Here is a 17,665-nt window from a genome sequence, read left to right as displayed (position 1 = left end):
GACACGTGAAAATATTTTCGCATAGACACCACCGGTCAGTCCGGATCGTCTCGGCCGCACCAGCCTACTCCCCTAGACGCGCGACCTTGGTCTCAGCCACGCCACGCACGGCCTCTCGAATGTGATCCGGGTCAAGAATTTCTACCTCGCCCCCGGTTTCGAAGACCGCCGCGAGCAGAGCATGGGGTGAGGACGGCTGGATACGCGCGATGATCCGTCCGGAATCGGGTTCAGCGCGAAGATCCTTCGCCCCAAACGCCTCGAGGACCCATCGGGCCTTGTGGCCGATGGCGAGCGTCACGCTAGGCCAATCCTCTAGCGGGAAGGAGAGCGGGGTCGTGCGGTCACCGATCTCAGGGGCGTAAGGATCGCCGGGGGCCCACGATTCGACGATGCGATCGGATCGAAATTCCCTCTCGGCTTCGGAAAGCTCGCAGTAGGCGCGAATGTAGAGCATCCCGTATCGAGAACTCACCTCGAGCGGTTTAGTATCGCGCACGCTCACACCCTCTCTGGTGGGAGGCGAATACATGATCCGCACAGAGCCACCGCGCGCGCGGGCGCGAAGAACGCGACGGAGGGCTTCAGTTTCATGGGTCGGTGTTGGATCCGACGGCACCTCGGCAACCGCCGTCCCTTCGGGCAGCAGGGCGGTCAGCTTGGAGGTCAATCCCCTGAGATCCTCGCTCGGGAAGCTCGTGCCCGATTCGGAAAGCGCTTCGAGTCCCATGAGAAGCGCACTCGTTTCACTCGCGCTGAGCTGCATGGGATGGGCCAGCGACTCGGCGCCGGAGATGGACACGTACCCGTCGTCGCGAATCACGTCGACCAAGTCGTCGTACCCTCGCGAATAGTCCCCCGCGTTATAGATGACGTCGAGATCGGCCTCAAGTTCCTCGTTCGTGAGGCCAAACTCCTTCGCCATCGTCGCCGTGTCGACCTCGCCGTGGGCGTGCAGGTAAGCAATTTCGGCGCTGAGGCGCGTCAGTTCGCCTTCGCCGCTTCCCACGTCGCGGGCGCGTTTAAGCTTGATTTTTTCAAAGGATCTAGCCTCCTCCCAGGTGAGTGAAGGCGATCCAGCGTGCAGGGCGGCAATGCGTTCTCTTGTGCGCTCCCACGTGAGGGCAAGCGCACTCTCTCCTTCGAGGCTCACCCACAGGGGTTCGGCCCACGCTGATTCGAGCAGTCCCCTCGCGCGCGATGCGGGCAGGTCGATCACGGATTCGGCGGCACTCAGGCCTAGGGCCGTGTGCAGTGCAAGGGCCTTGAAGGGGGCAATGCGCACGCGTATGGGAGGGCTTTGAGGCTCATCATCCTCGCGACTTCCCGATTCGGAGAGCAACTCTCGTATAGGGGGATGAGCGTGGCGTGGATGCTTTGCCTCGGGACCTTCGAGGGGAATCGATTCGATGCGGCTCACACGAAACAGGCGTGGGGCCTCGCGTTCGAGGTCGAATCCATAGAGGTACTCGCGGCCGTCAACAACATCGAGCGCCCACGGCTCGACTTTGCGCCTTTGTGCGTTCTGCGAAGTAGACGAGCGATAGGAAAAAACAACTGACTGCCGCGATTCGAGCGCCTCGAGCAGCGGCGTCGTTGCCGGAGAAGAACCGAGCGCGCCGCGCGCCATTTCCGCCGCGGTCGAAATCCCGTAAGACGCGAGCTTCGCACGTATACGCGCACCGAGGCTCCCGGTGGATTCAGCGTTCCACATCGCTGCGGCCGAAGCGAGCATGAGCCGTTCTGTTTCAGTGAAGGAGGCGGTCGTCGCTCTCCCCTCGCGCACGGATGCGGTGTATCGAAGGGTCGAAGGATTCACGAGGTCAGGGTGAGAGGACACGTCAAGACCAAGACGACTGAGTCGCGCAAGATCACGCGCGAACTGGCGGCGAACGCTTGTGGGATTCATGCGGTCGTAGCCAGGCACGAACTCGGTGATTTCCTCACGCGTGAGACCCCTCGTGCTCGACGTGAGGGTCAGGGCGAGGCTCAAAAGACGCTCGACATTATGGGTGGGTGGCACGCGTTAAGACTAGCGCGGCGGCTCGATAAGCTTGGGGCATGATCGCGCAGGAAACAGGAACGGTGCTCGAAAAACGAGATGCGTGGCCGGGTGTCAGCCGGATGTGGGTTGCACTTGATTCCGACGGTAGCCGCGTGAGCGCGCTCTCGTATCTGGAAATAGTTGGTACTCCCAAGCCGGGTGATCGACTCCTTCTCAATACGAACGCGCTTCGCAAAGGTCTCGGGACAGGCGGGGATGCCTTTGTTGTCGCCAATCTTGATGCCGAGGGCGAGACCGCGCTGCCGGAAGGGCACATGATGAAGGCGCGCTATACCCCTCAGCAAATGATGGTGAACGCACTTGACGATCCGGCTTCGCAGTCTCACGACGCCATTGACGCTCTTGAGGACCTCGAGGGGATGAGCGTGGTGGTCGCCGGTTTGCATTCATCCGTCGGACCCATCGCTGCAGGTTTTCGCGCCCACTCCCCCGCGGCTCGCCTCGTGTATGTGCACACGGACTGGGCTGCGCTTCCCGTAGCGTATTCTCGTGCGAATGCGCGCCTGCGCGAGGAAGGCCTCCTCGCGGCCACGATCAGCGCGGGGCAATCCTTTGGCGGCGACGCCGAAGCCGTGTCCATCCCTTCCGCGCTCGCCGCCGCGCGCGCTCACTTTGAGGCCGATGCTGTGATCGTCGCCCAGGGCCCCGGCAACCTCGGTACGGGCACCCGCTGGGGATTCGGCTCGATCGCGATCGCCGATGCCCTCCACGCCGCCTGTGCCATGGGCGCCCGCGCGATTCACGCACCGCGAGTTTCCGAAGCCGATCCCCGCGAACGCCACGTGGGTCTTTCCCATCATTCTCGAATCGTGCTCGAACGCATGCTCTTTCCGAGTGTCGAAGTGCCGTGCGTGCAGGCGCCGAACAGGCGCGAGATCGACGAGAGCATCGCCGGATCATACGCGAGCATAAATAGAGCTCGCCTTGCGCGCGGGGCGCAGCAGCATCACGTTGTCGAAACCTCACCTGACGGCCTCGAACAGGCACTGCGCGACCTCCCCATCCGCGTCTCGACCATGGGCCGTGGCCTTGACGAGGATTACGCGAGCTTCCTCTATAGCGCCCTCGCGGGTGCCCTCGCGGCGTCGGAGGCTACGAGGTAAGCGAGTGCTCCTCGATAAGTGAATTGAGTTCGCGTGCCATGGCGACTCCGCGGGCCCCATCGGCCCGTTGAGCAGCCATGACTGCGTAGGTGTCGCCGTCGGCCAAATCCACGTGCGCCCACGGATCGCCTTCCGGGAAGCTCACCCCGATGAGTTCCGGCCACTCAAAGCTCCGCGACGAAAAGGCATTTCGTATGTGCACGTGGGTGGCATTCGCCATGACCTCCACGCTCGCGTGGCGGTGGCAGAACCACCCCACGAGCAGGGCAAGCACAACAAAACCGAAGGAGTCAAGAATTCGGTGAATGACGAGCGGGAGCGTGAGGGCCATAGCAACGCACGCGACGGCGAAGATTCCCGCGACGATGTACCCCCACGTGCGCACCGCGCGGGGGCGAAATGTCACCGGAAGGGCGCCAGGACCTCCATCGCTGCGCGGTAATGAGGCATTCATGGAGGGGGTTAAGCGTGGCGATGAGCGCGCGCAAGAGCGCGCAGTGCGTCGATTTCGGCCGCAGCGTCGGGAGCGTTGTACACGGCACTTCCCGCAACGAAAACATTCGCGCCCGCTTCCGCGGCACTCTCAATCGTGGTGCGCGAAATGCCCCCGTCGACCTGGATCGAAACCTCGAGGTTCCGCTCGCTGATCGCCTTCCTTGCGCGACGCACCTTAGGAAGCATTGATTCTATGAACGACTGGCCGCCAAAACCCGGTTCAACGGTCATCACGAGGAGCATGTCGAACTCACCAAGGATGTCCATGAGCGGTTCGACGGGCGTAGCGGGGCGTAGTGCCACCCCGGCCTTCACCCCCTTGGCACGAAGTTCCCGCGCAAGACGCACGGGCGCACTCGAAGCCTCCACATGGAAAGTGACCGACTGGGCTCCGGCTTCCGCATAAGCAACGGCGTCTCGATCGGGCGAATCGATCATGAGGTGCGCGTCGAGAGGGATTGGCGACCGCTTCGCGATCTGTTCGACCATGCTCACACCAAACGTCATGTTCGGCACAAAGTGCTGATCCATGATGTCGATGTGCGCGGCCTCGGCGTTGTTGATCCGGTCCAGTTCGGAACCGATCTGCATGAAATCGCAATTGAGAATCGATGGGTGAATGGTCGTCGTAGACGTCGAATACACGGTGGAACTCTCCTATCGAACGTGCGAGGTGGTTGTGGCGTCGGTCTTTCGCAAAAGCGCGAGGAACATGGCGTCGGTGCCGTGCACGTGCGGCCACAACTGCACGTAGGGACCATCGCCAAGATCAATGTCGCCCGCATCGCTACGGAGTCCTGCGCGAACCGCCTCTCGTGCATCGATCACCTCGAGATCTTTATGGCGACGTTGAGCTTCCTTCACCACGAGAAGAGTCTCATTCGCGTGGGGCGAGCACGTCACGTAGGCGATGATCCCGCCGACTTGGGCGGACTGCACGGCGCTGTCGAGGAGCTCACGCTGCAGACGCGCGAGGCCGCCGAGGTCTCCCGGCTTCTTCCGCCAGCGTGACTCGGGTCGGCGACGAAGCGCGCCGAGGCCCGAGCACGGAACGTCGGCAAGTACGCGCGAGAACTGCTCCGGGAATCTCTGCCCAACCTCGCGTCCGTCGGCCGTGAGCGTTTCCACCTCGGCACCTGCCTCAACGAGCGTGGCGACCGAGCGTTCAACGAGGCGCGTGCGGTGTTCCTGAAGCTCAACCGCCATGATCTCGGCGTCATGGGTAATGCTTGCTCCAGCGAGCAGTGCCGTTTTCCCGCCGGGGCCGGAGCACAGGTCAAGCCAATGGTGATCGGGCTCGGAAACGAGGGTATCCGCGCCCAGCGCAAGGGCGAGTGCGACGAGCTGTGAACCTTCGTCTTGAACCGCGGCACGCCCCTCTTCAACCGCGGGGATTTGGCCCGGATCTCCCCCCGGCCACGCCATGGAGAACAATGACCACCTACCGGGCGTCGCGCCCGACCTCGTGAGTTCGTTCTCATCCGTCAGGCCCGGACGCATCACAAGGCTGACGGACGGAGCCTCGTTTTGGGCCGCCAGGAGCGCGTCAATTTCGCGTGGATCTCGACCGTGTGCCTTGAGGGCCTCGCGTAGCGCCCGCACAATCCACTCTGGGTGCGAATACGTGATCGAGAGGAAGCGATCAGCGTTGTCGTCGCGTGAGGGCACGACGATGTCGAGCCACTGCTCACGAGTGCGTTCGCCGACGCGCCGAAGCACCGCATTCACGAGGCTGGCCGAGCCGGCGCCCGTCACTTCTCGGGCGAGGCCCACGGTTTCGGACGCCGCGGCGTGCGCCGCGACTTCCATATCGAGCATTTGGTAGGCGCCGAGGCGTAGGACGTCGAGGACGGCCGGTTCGATTTTCGTGAGAGGTCGATCAACACACTGCGCGAGAACCGCATCGAGCCAGCCTTGTGCGCGCAGGGACCCATAGAACAGCTCGGTGGCGAAAGCCGCGTCCCGACCCTCGATGCGGTGACGACGAAGTACAGCGGGGAACACGATATTCGCATAAGCGTCCTCGCTGCTCACGCGCCTTATAGCCTCGTAGGCAGCAAGGCGTGAAGGCGTTGTGTGGCGTCGGCGTTCGCTAGGGCGATGACGCGAATAGCCTTTACGCGGGCCTCCCTTACCGCGCGAGCCGCTGCGTTCGTGGCCGGCATCATTCCTGTGCCGCTGCGTGTGTCCCCCGCGGGATTTCCTCGGCTTTTCACTCATGCCGCGCCCTCCTCGTCTAGGCGTTCGCCAGTTTCAAGTCGGGCGCCGCGCGCCCAGTCGGCCGCGCCCATGTGTTTCTTTCCGGCTGGACCCACGATCGTGAGTTCAATTGGTCGCGTCGCCGTTCCAAGAAAGACTTTCTTTTTCGTCACGCCGAACTCCCCCGGGGCGAGAATCATGCCTTCCGGAGCCTCGGCAGCACCGACCCCCAAAATTTTAAGGCGGGCGCCTCGGACGCTCGCAAAAGCTCCCGGATTCGGGGCAAATGCTCTGATATGAGCGGCAACGTCACTCGCGGGTCGAGCGGGATCAATCGCGGCTTCATCGGGGTGGAGCTTACGTGCGTAGCTTGCCCCCTCCGAAGGCTGCTCCACGAGCGTGAGCGAATCGGCTTCGATCGCCTCCATAACCTCGACGAGCAGCTGCGCGCCGTGAGCACCCATGCTTTCGAGCATCTCGCCAGCCGTCGCGAGCGGCGGGATTTCTTGCACTTCCTGTCGTGCGAGAGGTCCGGTGTCAAGCCCCTCGTCGAGTTTAAATACGCTCACGCCGCTCTGGCTCAAGCCCTGCTCGATCGCGCGCTGGACGGGAGCCGCGCCACGGAAAGCGGGCAGCAGCGAGAAATGAAGGTTGAAGAACCCGTGAGTGAGAGACGAAAGTATGCGTGCGTCAAGGATTTGGCCGTAGGCCACCACCGCCGCGACCTCAGCACCGGTCTCGCGAATCCAGGCGAGGGTCTCATCACTTTTCGCGTCCGCGGGCTTAAGCGTGGGAATGCCTCGCTCCTTTGCGAGCGAGGCGACGGGTGAGGGGACGAGTTTATTGCCGCGTCTCGCACGCGCATCGGGCTGAGTGAGCACCCCCACGACCTCGTGTGAGGAATCGGCGAGTGCAGCAAGGCACGTCGCGGCGACGTCGGGCGTTCCGGCAAAAAGTATTCGCATGATGCTTCGAGTCTACCGGCCTCGTCTAGAACACGTGCGGCGGGTCAACCTGAAGGCGAAGCGATCCTGGCAGCTTCTTCGCACTCCGCACGAGCATCGTTGCTCGAGCGGCCTCAACAAGCTCCGAGGCGCGGTTCACGGGGCATCGAAGAATGACTCTGGCTTCGGCGTCGATGCCGAAGGAAGCGGCCTCCGTAGGGCCGAAAATTTCGGTGCTTTTTGGCGCTTCGAATCGCTCAAGAAAATCGCTGCAGGCTGCTCTCTCACCGCGGACCTCAATAACCTTGGAGGAAGGAGGCAACCCCAGTTCGGTTCGTTCCTCGAGCACACGATCAATGAAAGCGTTCGAGCGAACGAGCACGAGAGAGCGCAGTGCCGGATGTTGATCCGGCCCCACCACGAGAACCTGCCCGCCACAATCGAAGGTACGCGTAGCCCCGATCACGTGGGAATAGCGCCGAACTGTTTCTGTATCGGCGTTGTACTCGGCTCGGCCGAGGGACGCGGAGGCGTCGACGATGACCGCGGCGGCATACTTTCCTGTCACTTGAGGTTCGGCGCCCGGGGTCGCAATGACGAGGTCGCCGTCGTGGACGTCAGCGTCGTCCACGATGCCCGAGGCCCCACCCGACACGTGAAGTGTGGCGTGGGGAAACGATCGCTTGAGGTCGGCCGCAGTGCGTTCCTGTCCAAGAACAAGAGGGCGCAGGTCCGCTCCCCCGCATTCGTGACAACGGTACTGCCCGTACCGGCGCGCGCAGACACTACAGCTGAGCTCGCCTCGCCCCGGAGCGGCGAGGGTCGCGTGACACTGAACGCACGTGGCTTTCGTCCCGCAAAAACGGCACGCAAGAGCCGGGGCATACCCCGCTCGAGGCACGTGCACGAGAACAGGACCCTCAGCAAGCCCGCGACGAATAACCGCGTGGGCATGCGAAGGCAAGCGAGAAAATCCACTCGCGCCCTCTCGCTCGCGCAAATAGGCGTCCATAAGTTCGATGCGGGGGTGGGTGCTTGCGTGGGGTGCGGGCACGGGTTCGAGGGCCGCAAGCGTTCCGGCAAGGGTCAAGTAGCGTGCGAAGTCCGACGGGGCCCGCGAAACATAGAGGAGGGAGCACCGCTTATGGAAGCTTCGAGTGAGAGCAACGGTGCGCGCGTGGGGATATGGCGCGCGTGGTTCTTCATAGAGATCGTCGTCCGGGTCCCACACGACAATCATGCGGAGATTCCTGACGGGTGCAAAAACGGCACTGCGCGTGCCAATCACCACGCGTGCCCGCCCGTCGAGCGCCGAGAGGAACGCCGTGTAACGGGCGTGCGGTCCTTGGGCGCTACCGAATTGGACGTGGTCAATGGCGCTTTTCGTGAGAGCGCGAGCGAGCCGATCGACATCACGCTGATCGCTCGCGAGAATGATCGCGCCAGCATCAGAATCGAGGCTTCTTAGCGCTTCGATCACGAGGGAAATCCAGGAATCAACGGGGTCGAGGACAAGGGCGGCGCGTGGCGTGGCCTCCCCTCCGCGTGAATGCTCGAGAAAGGCGCCGAGCCCCGCAAACTTCGCGCGATAGGAGCGTTCATCTGGAAGGGGATCGGGGCCTCTGGTGTGTGCAGTCCCGGGAGCGTGGGCACTCGTGTCCCTGTCACGCTCGAGGCGTGCGCGGTGGGCTTTTTCCGCGGCAGCGCTGCGAGCGGGAACCGCAAGACGCAACACATCGCTGAGAGAGCCCGCGTACCGTTTCGCAACCTCTTCGCACACGCGAAACATGCCCTCGGAGATGAGGCGATCCTCGCTCACGATCTTGAGGAGAGGGGCGAGTGGCCGCGTTGTTTCCGGAAGTTCGTAGCGGTCCCGCACGAGCGCTTCGTGCTCGCGGCCGGAAAAACGCACCCTGACGCGCATGCCGGGAGCAACGGCACCGAGCGTGTCAGGAACGGCATATTCGAAAGCCCGATCGAGATGCGCGAGCGTCCCCAGCACGTGCACGGACACAACGGGACGCTCGGGGGCGAGAGTGAAGCCCGAAGTCGTGTCGAACGGCCGCCCCTCGCCGCGCTCAGGCTCACGGACACGCGGCGAAGGTTCAAAGAGCGCTGGTGGCTCAGATGTCAGCGTCCCCTCACCCCAACAAGGTCACACACGAAGATGAGGGTTTCGCCGCCCTTGATCACGCCCGGAATTCCACGGGGGCCGTAGGCGAGCGACGACGGGATTTCGAGACGTCGGCGACCTCCAACGCGCATCCCCTGTACACCGCGATCCCAACCCGGGATGACTTGCCCGACACCGAGCTTAAAGCTCAACGGCTCGCCGCGATCCCATGAGGCATCGAATTGCTTGCCATCGCTCAGGCCCACACCAACGTAGTGCACATCAACAACATCACCGGCTTGGGCTTCGGGGCCATCGCCAACCGTCTCATCGATGATGACGAGCTCCTCGGGTGCCGAGCACCCCTCGACACTCACAACGGGCTTTTCCATGATGATCTCCTCGGTAGTGCGGATGACGTTTTAGGCTTCGGGTGAAGCGACATAAAGGACGTCGGCGACGAAGAACAAGGTCTTGCCGGCGAGTGGATGTTGGTTGCCTTCACCCGCGTCACCGTAAGCAGAGGCGGGCGGGAGAATGAGAGCGACCTGGCTTCCCTGCTTCGCGCCGACGAGGCCTTCATCCCAGCCCTTGATGACCTGACCTTCGCCGAGCCTGAAGGAGAACGGTGCACCGCGGCCCCATGACGAGTCAAACTCCTCGCCAGTCTCCCAATCCCAGCCTCGGTAGTGCATCACGAGAGTATCCCCCTTCTTTGCGGCCGGGCCGGCCCCCTCGATCGCAGGTGCGATGAGCATCGAGGCAGGGGCAGCGCCCTCGGGTTTGCCGCCAAGCTCAGGGGCGCCATCTTCCGCAAGCGTATAGGCGGGGACTTCCGGGGGGAGATCCTTGCGCGCCCCATCGGCACGCTTGAGTGCCACCCCCACGACATCTCCCACCTGAAGCACCTTCTGCTTTTGGGTGCCTGCAACACCAGCCATGAGGAAGCGGGCATGCTCTTTGAGGCCCGTGAAGAATTCAGTCGCAGTATCCCCCACCGACTTAGTATCCACCTTGAACGGCGAGTACGATCCTTCTTCCCACTGCGAGGCGAGCAGGTCTCCGCTCTCGGGGTCAAAGTAGGCAGAACGCGTCACGATGAAATCGCCCTCAACGATCGCGGCACCGTCACCTTCGCTGACAACGGCGGAGTGAAACTCAGAAAACTCGAGGGGAGCATCAAACTCGAGGGCAGGATCTTCACCAAATCCGCTCGTGACTTTGACACCGTCGAGCACGTGTGCCTCATCGCGCTTGTCGCCGCCGCCATCGGAGGCGGCTTTCCCGCCAGAATCCGAGGCCTGCGCGGCCCCGTTGACCTCTCGCGACGAGGAACCAGAGCAGGCCCCGAGAGTGATGAGAGCGGAGGTAGATGCGGCTGCGGCGAGCAGCGAGCGGCGGTTAATCACTGGAGTCCTTTCAACTCGGCAGGTGCCGATGAATTCTCATCAAGCGTAACGAGGAGAGCCTCGATTTGTGGGTTTTCGGTCTCAAACGGATCGAGCAGTGTGATCGGGAGCGCTCCGGGAGCATTCGGGCGAACCGTCGTCCAATCCACGGCGATATCCACACCCCTGTCCCGTGCGGCCTTGAGAACTTTGGAGCGCAAGTGCGCGCGCGTTGTAGAAGGACCGGTATGACACGCTTTCTCCACGCGTTCCTCGCTGACCACGCTCGGGGCAAGCCCGCGCCTCTTGAGCGCGTAGAAAACGCCGTGTTCTGGGTCAATGTCGTGATAGGCGAGTTCGAGACGCTGAATCTCAGGCGCATCGAGGGCAAGACCTCGCCTGCGAGCAACCGTCGTGAAGAGATCGTGCTTAATTGCCCAATCAAGCTCACGATTGACGAGGGAGAAATCGCCGGTCTCGAGGGCGCGAAGTCCACGATCCCAGGTGTCCATCATGCGTTCGTCGAGGTCGTCGTAGGTGCGCGCGAGCGCTGAAAAGTACGCACGTTGAATAGAAAGCGCCGTACTCACACCGCCGTTCTTCAGCTGCAACGGCTCGCTTGCCGTGAGGTCACGTGCAATGCGACGAATATCGCTGATCGGATCCGCAAGCTCGAAGTCGGGGAAGGCATGGCCGTCCTCGATAAAGCGCAAAACTGCGAAGGTCATCGCAAACCGGAGCCACGTGGAGACCTCGCTCATGGTCGAATCCCCCGAGATCACGTGCAGGCGCCTAAAGCGCGAAGGGTCGCCATGAGGTTCATCGCGCGTATTAATAATCGGGCGTGCCCGAGTCGTTGCAGAAGAAACGGTTTCCCACATGTGATCCGCCCTGAGCGAGAATCCGAATACCGGCCCGCCTTCGCCTTCGAGAACACCGCCCGCACCGGTCACGATTTGGCGTGTGATGAGAAACGGCAAAAGGAGTGAGGGAAGGCGCGTAAACTCGCCACGCCTCTCGACCAGATAGTTTTCGTGGCTCCCGAAAGAGTTTCCCTGCGAATCCGCATTGTTCTTAAAAAGATGGATGCGGGCATCAGAACCGTCGGAACTAAGCCGAGCGTTCGCTTCTTGCACGAGCGCGTGGAGTTCCCGCTCCCCTGCTCGCTCTTGCGCAACGATCTCCCACGGATCATCGCATTCGGCCGTCGCATACTCGGGGTGGGACCCCACGTCGAGATAGAGCCTGCCCGCATTCGTGAGGAAAACGTTCGACGATCGGCCCCACGCCACAACGGGGCGGAACAGCTCACGTGCCGCCGCTTCGGGCTCGAGAGCCTGCCGGCCGTCTTTCGAGACAGCAAGGAGGCCAAACTCCGTTTCCAGGCCGCCTACACGCCGTTTCACAACTTTATCCTTTCTTTACCGCCCATGTCTCGAGGGGTATGCCTTTCAAAGGCGCGCAGTGCAACGCCACGCCGGAGGACACCAATCTCGGCATGAGTGCCGGCATGCGCGTGGGTGTGCGAAAGTTCGTCGATGCAAAAATCGATGACCTCATCGGCGCCTCGTTTGTCGAGATCCGCGCCGAGCGCACGAGACGCGAGCCCCTCTGGAACTCCGCCGATAGCCGCAAAAGTACCGTGATCGCTCAGGGAACCGTCGAAGCTCAGCGAAAAAATCCGGTCATCGCCCACGTGCTCCCCCACCTCGGGGAGAAGAAGGGCGATCTCAAGTGGTTTCGGTGCAGACACAAACGCCTCCCCGATCGCATGCGCGAGAGCATTAGCGAGCGAGGAAGCCGAGACATCGCGGCGCGAGTATTGGTAAGCCCTCGTATCCGCCCAGCGCACCGCTGCAAGTCTGAGCGCCTCGTACTCATGGAACTTCCCCGCTCCAGCGAAAGCGATCCGGTCGTGCACCTCCCCAATCTTCATGAGCGAGGTCGAGGAATTGAGCGCGATGATCACGATCCCCTCGGCGCTGCTTGCGGCAATCACGGGAAGTCCGCGCGACACGCCCCGCCGAGAGAAATCTGCCCGGTCTTTTGTGAGCTGCTCGGGATCGATATAAAACGGCATGGTCATGCGAGAGCCTCCGCACTGTGCCTTACCCGATCGGCACTCACGAATCGCGCACCGGAGATGTCTATGTCGACGAGAACCGGAAGAGCTTCGCCACGAAGACCGGACGTTGCTGAATCCCGGCGAGAGGCCGCGGCGAGTGCCTCGAGCACGAGTGTGTGTGCGTCCTCCTGTGTCGTTTCTGCTCGGGAGCGCTGTGAGTCGAGTACAGCGCGCGCAATATCGCTTCCCGATCCGATCGCGGCGCACAAGCGTTCTTCGTAGGCGCCACCCGTCGCGTCGAAGGTATGGAGTCGGGCGGTGCCGGTGCGTGTATCAAAACCCGCGAGCAGTGGAACTGCGGCAAGTCCCTGCATGGCGAGCTGGAGATGAGCACGCACGAGCAGGCTTAACCTGCGAACCTTGCCTTCGTGGCTGAGGGTTCGCCCCTCGATCTTCTCTACGTGCTCGAGTTCGAGTGCAAAGAGCCGGGCGAACTCAATGCCGAGACCTGCTGCTCCCGCAATGCCCACTGCCGAAAAGCGATCGGCAAGGAACAGCTTCGTCATATCGTCCTTGACGATACGGTGCCCCGCGCTCGCACGTCGATCGGCGGCAAGCGTAACGGCGGCGCCCTGCGAATGCGTAAGGGCGACGATTGTTGTCGCTTCGGGCGTGCTCACCGCCATGTCGCCCCTAGCCGTAAGTTCCGGTGCGAGCAGTCCCTCGGCTTTCAGGTGCGCCGAAAGTGAGGTAAGGGGGTCATTGAGCTCAGTCACTGACCGCCCTTTTGCACGAACGACTTCACGAAGCTCTCGGCGTTTGATTCGAGTACGAGGTCAATTTCGTCGAGCAGATCGTCGCTCGAAGCAATCGATGCCTGAATCTGACCAGAGCCCTGCGCGGCGAGCGGTTCATCCTGGTGATCATCGCCCCCGCCGGAGCCGTGAATATGCGACTGGGTCATGCGGTTTCGTCCTTTCTAAACATCGTTTTCCACGCTACACGCCTTGCGAAACGCGGAACAGCTTCATCGAGAGTGCTCGGCAACCTGACGGAACCTCTCGAGGATCGCCTCGAGGTCGCCGCTCGGATCAATCTCGTACTCCTCGCACCACTCTTGTGACGCGAGCGCCGGGTCGGCAAGCCTCACGCGCATGGCAGCACCTTTGGTGCGGACCGTCACGACATCCCAGCCGGCCGAGTCAAGATCCTCGCGGTGGTGCGTCACAAGTGCGCCGCGCAGGTAGGCCCTGGTTGATTCGGGTGGGTGCGTGACCGCGTGTGCGATCTCCTCGTCACTCACGAGGCGCCTGGCACGCCCGGACCGCGCGAGTTTCTCATATATCGATTTTTCCGCTCGCAGATCGGTGAACTGAAGATCGAGGGCGGTAAGGCGCGGATCCGACCACGTGAGTGAGTGCCGCTCTTTAAACGCGTTCACCAGTGCATACTTGCCCACCCATTCGATCCTGTCGGCGGCATCCAGCGGGTCACGCTCCAGAGTGTCGAGGAGTTCGGACCACAGCGCCACGGCTTCGCGCGTTTCGGCATCCGGCTGTTCACCTTCGAGAGCTTTGTTGACGGCATTCACATATGCACGTTGAATGTCCAAGGCCGACGCTTGACCGCCGTCCGTGGTTTCATAGGCTTTCGAAAGGCTCAGGTCATGCGAGATTTCGTGCACGGCCGAGACTGGATCCACGAGAGTGATGTTGGGCAGCAAGACCTCACCCGTCGCGTGCTCGCGCTCAGCGAGATTCAGCACGAGCGAAGTCATCGCGAGCTTGAGGAACGTCGAGGTTTCAAAAACGTTGGCGTCGCCGATAATGACGTGGAGGCGGCGAAACCGCGAGGCGTCGGCATGCGACTCATCGCGCGAATTAACGATCGGCCGGTTGAGGGTTGTCTCAAGGCCCACCTCGTTCTCGAAGAAATCCGCACGAGAGCTGATCTGAAAGCCGGAGACTTCGCCCCGGGTACCGATTCCCACGCGGCCCGCGCCCACGAGAATCTGCCGAGTTGCGAAGAACGGGATAAGGATTTCGCAAAGACGATCAAACGGAACTGAGCGCTCTACGAGGTAATTCTCATGGGTTCCGTAGCTTTGGCCTTTGCCATCGGTGTTGTTTTTGAAAAGCGCGAGCGGCGAAATGCCGTCGGCCCCCTCCACGCGTGCCATCGCGCGGCGGGCGATCTCTTCACCGGCCTTATCCCATAGGAGTCCTTCGCGGGCCGTCATGACTTCGGGTGAGGAGTACTCGGGGTGGGCGTGGTCGACATAGAGTCGAGCGCCGTTTTGCAGAACCGCGTTGCCGATCGCGCGTCGCTCCGCAAAGTGAAGAGTCGCGGCGTCGTCGAGTTCGAGGGGGATGTCGTCACCGACGGCAATTTCGAACTCCGCATCAACGCTCGGCACATGAGCGTCGTGCGTTTCGTTCGTGAGCTGCGTGGGATGGGCAGCAGCCCGCTGCAGCTCAAAACCACGTGCATCGCGCAGGGGTGTTTCATCGCCGTAATCCCAGCGCACGCGACGCTTATTCGAATCTTCGAGCAGTGCGTACGCGGCCACGGCGTAGTGCGAGAGACGGATCGATGCGTTCGCACCGGAGCGCTCGCGGTCGCTCGCCGAGGTATGGACAATTCCGAACTCGGTCTCGATTCCCATCGCTCGACGCGTGGTGAGCGGTGAAAGCTTCGAGGTCACTGCGCACCACCACCGGTGGCGCCGGCTCGGCGCGGAGTCATGCGCGTAATCCTTTGGCCTCGACGACCGGCAACGCGCGCCCAGTCGTCGGGGTTTGCGGTCGACGGGAGATCCTCGTTCTCCTTGAACTCGGTGTGGATCGCCTCGAGGAGGTGGGCGCGGGTAATGCCGCGTTCACCATCAGAGAGCTCGGCCTTGATCGCAAGTTTCTTGGCGCGATCCACAATGTTGCGCAGCATTGCACCCGACATGAACTCCGCAAAGTACAGCACCTCGGTCGTGCCGTCGGCATACTCGAGATCGACGTACGCCATCTCCTCCTCACGCGCATAGACGCGTTCGATCGCGAAGTTCACGAGAGCATCGAGGTCCTCGGCGAGCGGGACATCATCCGTAAGGTAAAGCCGCAGGATTTCCGCGCCGGCCTTCGGCCCTGGACGCTCGATGCGGATCTTCACGTCAAGCCTTCCGGGCCGCACAATGGCCGGATCGATCATGTCCTCGCGATTCGACGCCCCGATCACGATGACGTTCTCAAGACTCTCCACGCCGTCGATTTCTGCGAGAAGCTGCGGTACGACGGTCGACTCGACATCCGAACTCACACCGGAACCCCTCGTACGGAAAAGCGAGTCCATTTCGTCAAAGAACACCACGACGGGGTTGCCCGAACTAGCCTTTTCCCGGGCCCGCTCGAACACGAGGCGAATTGAGCGCTCGGTCTCCCCCACGTATTTGTTCAGAATCTCAGGGCCTTTGACGTTGAGGAACCACGACCGGCTCACGACTTCGCTCGGGTCCTGACCGCGCTGCCGGGCAGCCTTGAGCGCAAGTTCATGGGCCACAGCTTTCGCGATCATGGTCTTGCCACAGCCGGGAGGACCGTAAAGGAGAACCCCCTTCGGCGGCCGCAGGCCGTACTCGCGAAAAAGGTCCTGGTGGAGAAACGGCATTTCGATGGCATCTCGAATCGCCTCGATCTGATCACCGAGACCGCCGATATCACTGTAGGAAACGTCGGGAATATGCTCGAGAATGAGGTCCGCGACTTCCTTGCGCTCGAGCACCTCTAGCACGAGCGCAGCCTTGGGATCGACCATGAGGTGATCCCCGCGATTGATACGGCTTTCGCGAAGCGCGGGCACGACGTTCATCACCCGCTGCTCATCCGCGTGCACCTGGACGAGCACGCGCGCATCCTCGAGCTGCTCGACAGCGGTCGCAACGAAGCCCGTCGTCTCGTGGGCAAGAGCTTCCACGGCGATGAGGTTCTCATTGAGCCGCACCTCCTGGCCTTTCATGAGGGCATCCACGTCTACCTCGGGTGCCACGAGCACGCGGAGTTTGCGACCGTTGTGAAGGATATCGATCTGGTTCTCCCCCACACGCTCGACAACGGCGCCAAACGACGACGGCGGGTCTGCAAGAGACTCGAGATCACTGCGCAACTGCACGATTTGTTCACGCGCCTTCGCCAGTGATGTGACGAGTTGATCGTTACTGCGAGCGAGCTTTGAGAGCTCCTCGTTCAGCTCCTGATAAGTCTTCACCTGGTCCTCCCTTGTCTAATGTCGCGGAGGGCACGTTTCGTTTTGCGCGGCGCAACGTTGCGCTCGTGGAAATCCTCACCGGTCCATGTATTGTTCGTGCCACCAAAGCCCTCATTCGCGGGATCGTTGAGCTCGGCCTCGTCGCGCGATCCGGGCGCGGGGCGTTGCTTGCGAAGGAGCGCCTTCGATCCGCGAGCGGTACGCCGCGACGTCAGCAAAAACCCCGTATGGGCATTCATACGATGCTCCGGACGCACCGCAAGTCCGTCGAGATGCCACGGGCGCATCATCGTCTCCCACGCGTACGGCTCCGTGAACTCACCGTGATCTCGAAGAGCCTCCACCGTTCTCGACAGCTGCGTCACCGTCGCGACATACGCAAGGAAGACTCCCCCGTCTTCAAGCACCTCGCCCGCGCTTTGCACACACTCCCAAGGGGCGAGCATATCGAGAACAACCCGATCAACGCGCCCGCCGGCATCGGCGAGTGCGTGCGCTCCGTCCTGGAAATCGCCGACGCTCAGATCCCACCACGAGGGAAGCTCCCCGAAGAAATTCTCGACGTTGGCTTTCGCGACCTCAGCAAAGTCCTCGCGGCGTTCGATGGAACGCAAGGAGCCGTCGGAACCAAGCGCGCGCAAGAGCGCGATCGTGAGACCGCCCGAACCCACGCCCGCTTCGAGCACGCGGGCCCCCGGAAAAATATCCCCGTACATGAGGATCTGCGCCGAATCTTTGGGGTAGATAATCGCGGCACCACGCGGCATCGCCATCATGTAGTCGTTGTAGAGAGGCCGAAGGGCTTGAAAGGCAACCCCCGCGCTGTTCTCGACGACCGTGCCGTCGGGCTTCCCGATGAGATCATCGTGGCGAACGTACCCGCGGTGCGAGTGGTGCACCCCGCCCTCTTTAAGGGTGATCGTGTTTAGGCGATTCTTGTGATCGGCTAGCTGGACCTTATCTCCCACGACAAAGGGCCCGGTGCGGTCAAGGCGCGCGGTCACGGATTTTTCGTTGGAATCGGGCAAAGTCATACTCG

Annotated in this window: 16 protein-coding genes; 1 reads left to right on the top strand and 15 read right to left on the bottom strand. The window is 62.1% G+C overall.

Annotated features, from left to right (window positions below; translation table 11 throughout):
* Positions 1-64: 64 nt before the first annotated feature.
* On the bottom strand, positions 65-2,023 hold the full coding sequence (locus D8M36_RS00905; RefSeq protein WP_126845988.1) for a WYL domain-containing protein: 1,959 nt from the start codon (positions 2,021-2,023) through the stop codon (positions 65-67).
* Positions 2,024-2,061: 38 nt separating this feature from the next.
* On the opposite strand from D8M36_RS00905, the gene D8M36_RS00900 reads away from it, so the two are divergent.
* A complete protein-coding gene (locus tag D8M36_RS00900) occupies positions 2,062-3,168 on the top strand; it encodes a DUF3866 family protein (RefSeq protein WP_126845986.1) in 1,107 nt (368 codons plus the stop codon).
* Here D8M36_RS00900 and D8M36_RS00895 read toward each other — a convergent pair.
* The 14 genes from D8M36_RS00895 to D8M36_RS00830 all read right to left on the bottom strand — a co-directional run bounded on the left by D8M36_RS00895 (position 3,158) and on the right by D8M36_RS00830 (position 17,660).
* Positions 3,158-3,574 (bottom strand): PH domain-containing protein, encoded by a 417-nt coding sequence (locus D8M36_RS00895; protein WP_161970174.1) that lies wholly within the window; start codon positions 3,572-3,574, stop codon positions 3,158-3,160. The two genes, D8M36_RS00900 and D8M36_RS00895, sit on opposite strands and share 11 nt — an antisense overlap.
* A gap of 56 nt (positions 3,575-3,630) precedes the next feature.
* Positions 3,631-4,308 carry a ribulose-phosphate 3-epimerase gene (gene rpe, locus D8M36_RS00890; RefSeq protein ID WP_126845982.1) on the bottom strand — a complete coding sequence of 226 codons (678 nt, stop codon included), beginning with the start codon at positions 4,306-4,308 and terminating at the stop codon, positions 3,631-3,633.
* 12 nt (positions 4,309-4,320) lie between these two features.
* Positions 4,321-5,883, bottom strand: a complete 1,563-nt coding sequence (locus tag D8M36_RS00885) for an RsmB/NOP family class I SAM-dependent RNA methyltransferase (protein ID WP_126845980.1) — start codon at positions 5,881-5,883, stop codon at positions 4,321-4,323.
* Positions 5,880-6,827 carry a methionyl-tRNA formyltransferase gene (fmt, locus tag D8M36_RS00880; protein ID WP_126845978.1) on the bottom strand — a complete coding sequence of 316 codons (948 nt, stop codon included), beginning with the start codon at positions 6,825-6,827 and terminating at the stop codon, positions 5,880-5,882. Before fmt ends, D8M36_RS00885 begins: the two co-directional genes overlap by 4 nt.
* A 25-nt stretch (positions 6,828-6,852) precedes the next feature.
* Complete coding sequence (locus D8M36_RS00875) at positions 6,853-8,820, bottom strand: primosomal protein N' family DNA-binding protein (protein ID WP_126845976.1); 1,968 nt, start codon at positions 8,818-8,820, stop codon at positions 6,853-6,855.
* 116 nt (positions 8,821-8,936) lie between these two features.
* On the bottom strand, positions 8,937-9,311 hold the full coding sequence (locus tag D8M36_RS00870) for an FKBP-type peptidyl-prolyl cis-trans isomerase (RefSeq protein ID WP_126845975.1): 375 nt from the start codon (positions 9,309-9,311) through the stop codon (positions 8,937-8,939).
* A 30-nt stretch (positions 9,312-9,341) separates the two neighbouring features.
* Positions 9,342-10,328, bottom strand: coding sequence for an FKBP-type peptidyl-prolyl cis-trans isomerase (locus D8M36_RS10185; protein ID WP_126845973.1), 987 nt, complete (start codon positions 10,326-10,328; stop codon positions 9,342-9,344).
* On the bottom strand, positions 10,325-11,713 hold the full coding sequence (gene pafA / locus D8M36_RS00860; RefSeq protein WP_126845971.1) for a Pup--protein ligase: 1,389 nt from the start codon (positions 11,711-11,713) through the stop codon (positions 10,325-10,327). The genes D8M36_RS10185 and pafA overlap by 4 nt, the downstream gene beginning before the upstream one ends.
* Positions 11,710-12,393 (bottom strand): proteasome subunit alpha, encoded by a 684-nt coding sequence (gene prcA / locus D8M36_RS00855; RefSeq protein ID WP_126845969.1) that lies wholly within the window; start codon positions 12,391-12,393, stop codon positions 11,710-11,712. The genes pafA and prcA overlap by 4 nt, the downstream gene beginning before the upstream one ends.
* On the bottom strand, positions 12,390-13,148 hold the full coding sequence (gene prcB / locus D8M36_RS00850) for a proteasome subunit beta (RefSeq protein WP_126845967.1): 759 nt from the start codon (positions 13,146-13,148) through the stop codon (positions 12,390-12,392). The genes prcA and prcB overlap by 4 nt, the downstream gene beginning before the upstream one ends.
* The gene (locus D8M36_RS00845) at positions 13,145-13,336 is read right to left on the bottom strand and encodes a ubiquitin-like protein Pup (protein WP_065247797.1); all 192 of its coding nucleotides are present in this window, start codon (positions 13,334-13,336) and stop codon (positions 13,145-13,147) included. Before D8M36_RS00845 ends, prcB begins: the two co-directional genes overlap by 4 nt.
* Positions 13,337-13,399: 63 nt before the next feature.
* Positions 13,400-15,076, bottom strand: a complete 1,677-nt coding sequence (gene dop / locus D8M36_RS00840; protein WP_126845965.1) for a depupylase/deamidase Dop — start codon at positions 15,074-15,076, stop codon at positions 13,400-13,402.
* A complete protein-coding gene (arc, locus tag D8M36_RS00835; protein ID WP_126845963.1) occupies positions 15,073-16,626 on the bottom strand; it encodes a proteasome ATPase in 1,554 nt (517 codons plus the stop codon). The genes dop and arc overlap by 4 nt, the downstream gene beginning before the upstream one ends.
* Positions 16,623-17,660: a tRNA (adenine-N1)-methyltransferase gene (locus tag D8M36_RS00830; protein ID WP_074296782.1), complete on the bottom strand. Its 1,038-nt coding sequence runs from the start codon at positions 17,658-17,660 to the stop codon at positions 16,623-16,625. The genes arc and D8M36_RS00830 overlap by 4 nt, the downstream gene beginning before the upstream one ends.
* Positions 17,661-17,665: the final 5 nt, after the last annotated feature.

Source organism: Dermabacter sp. HSID17554, assembly GCF_003989295.1.
GTDB classification, from domain to species: Bacteria; Actinomycetota; Actinomycetes; order Actinomycetales; family Dermabacteraceae; genus Dermabacter; species Dermabacter vaginalis.
This window is presented reverse-complemented; position numbering and strand designations above follow the sequence as displayed.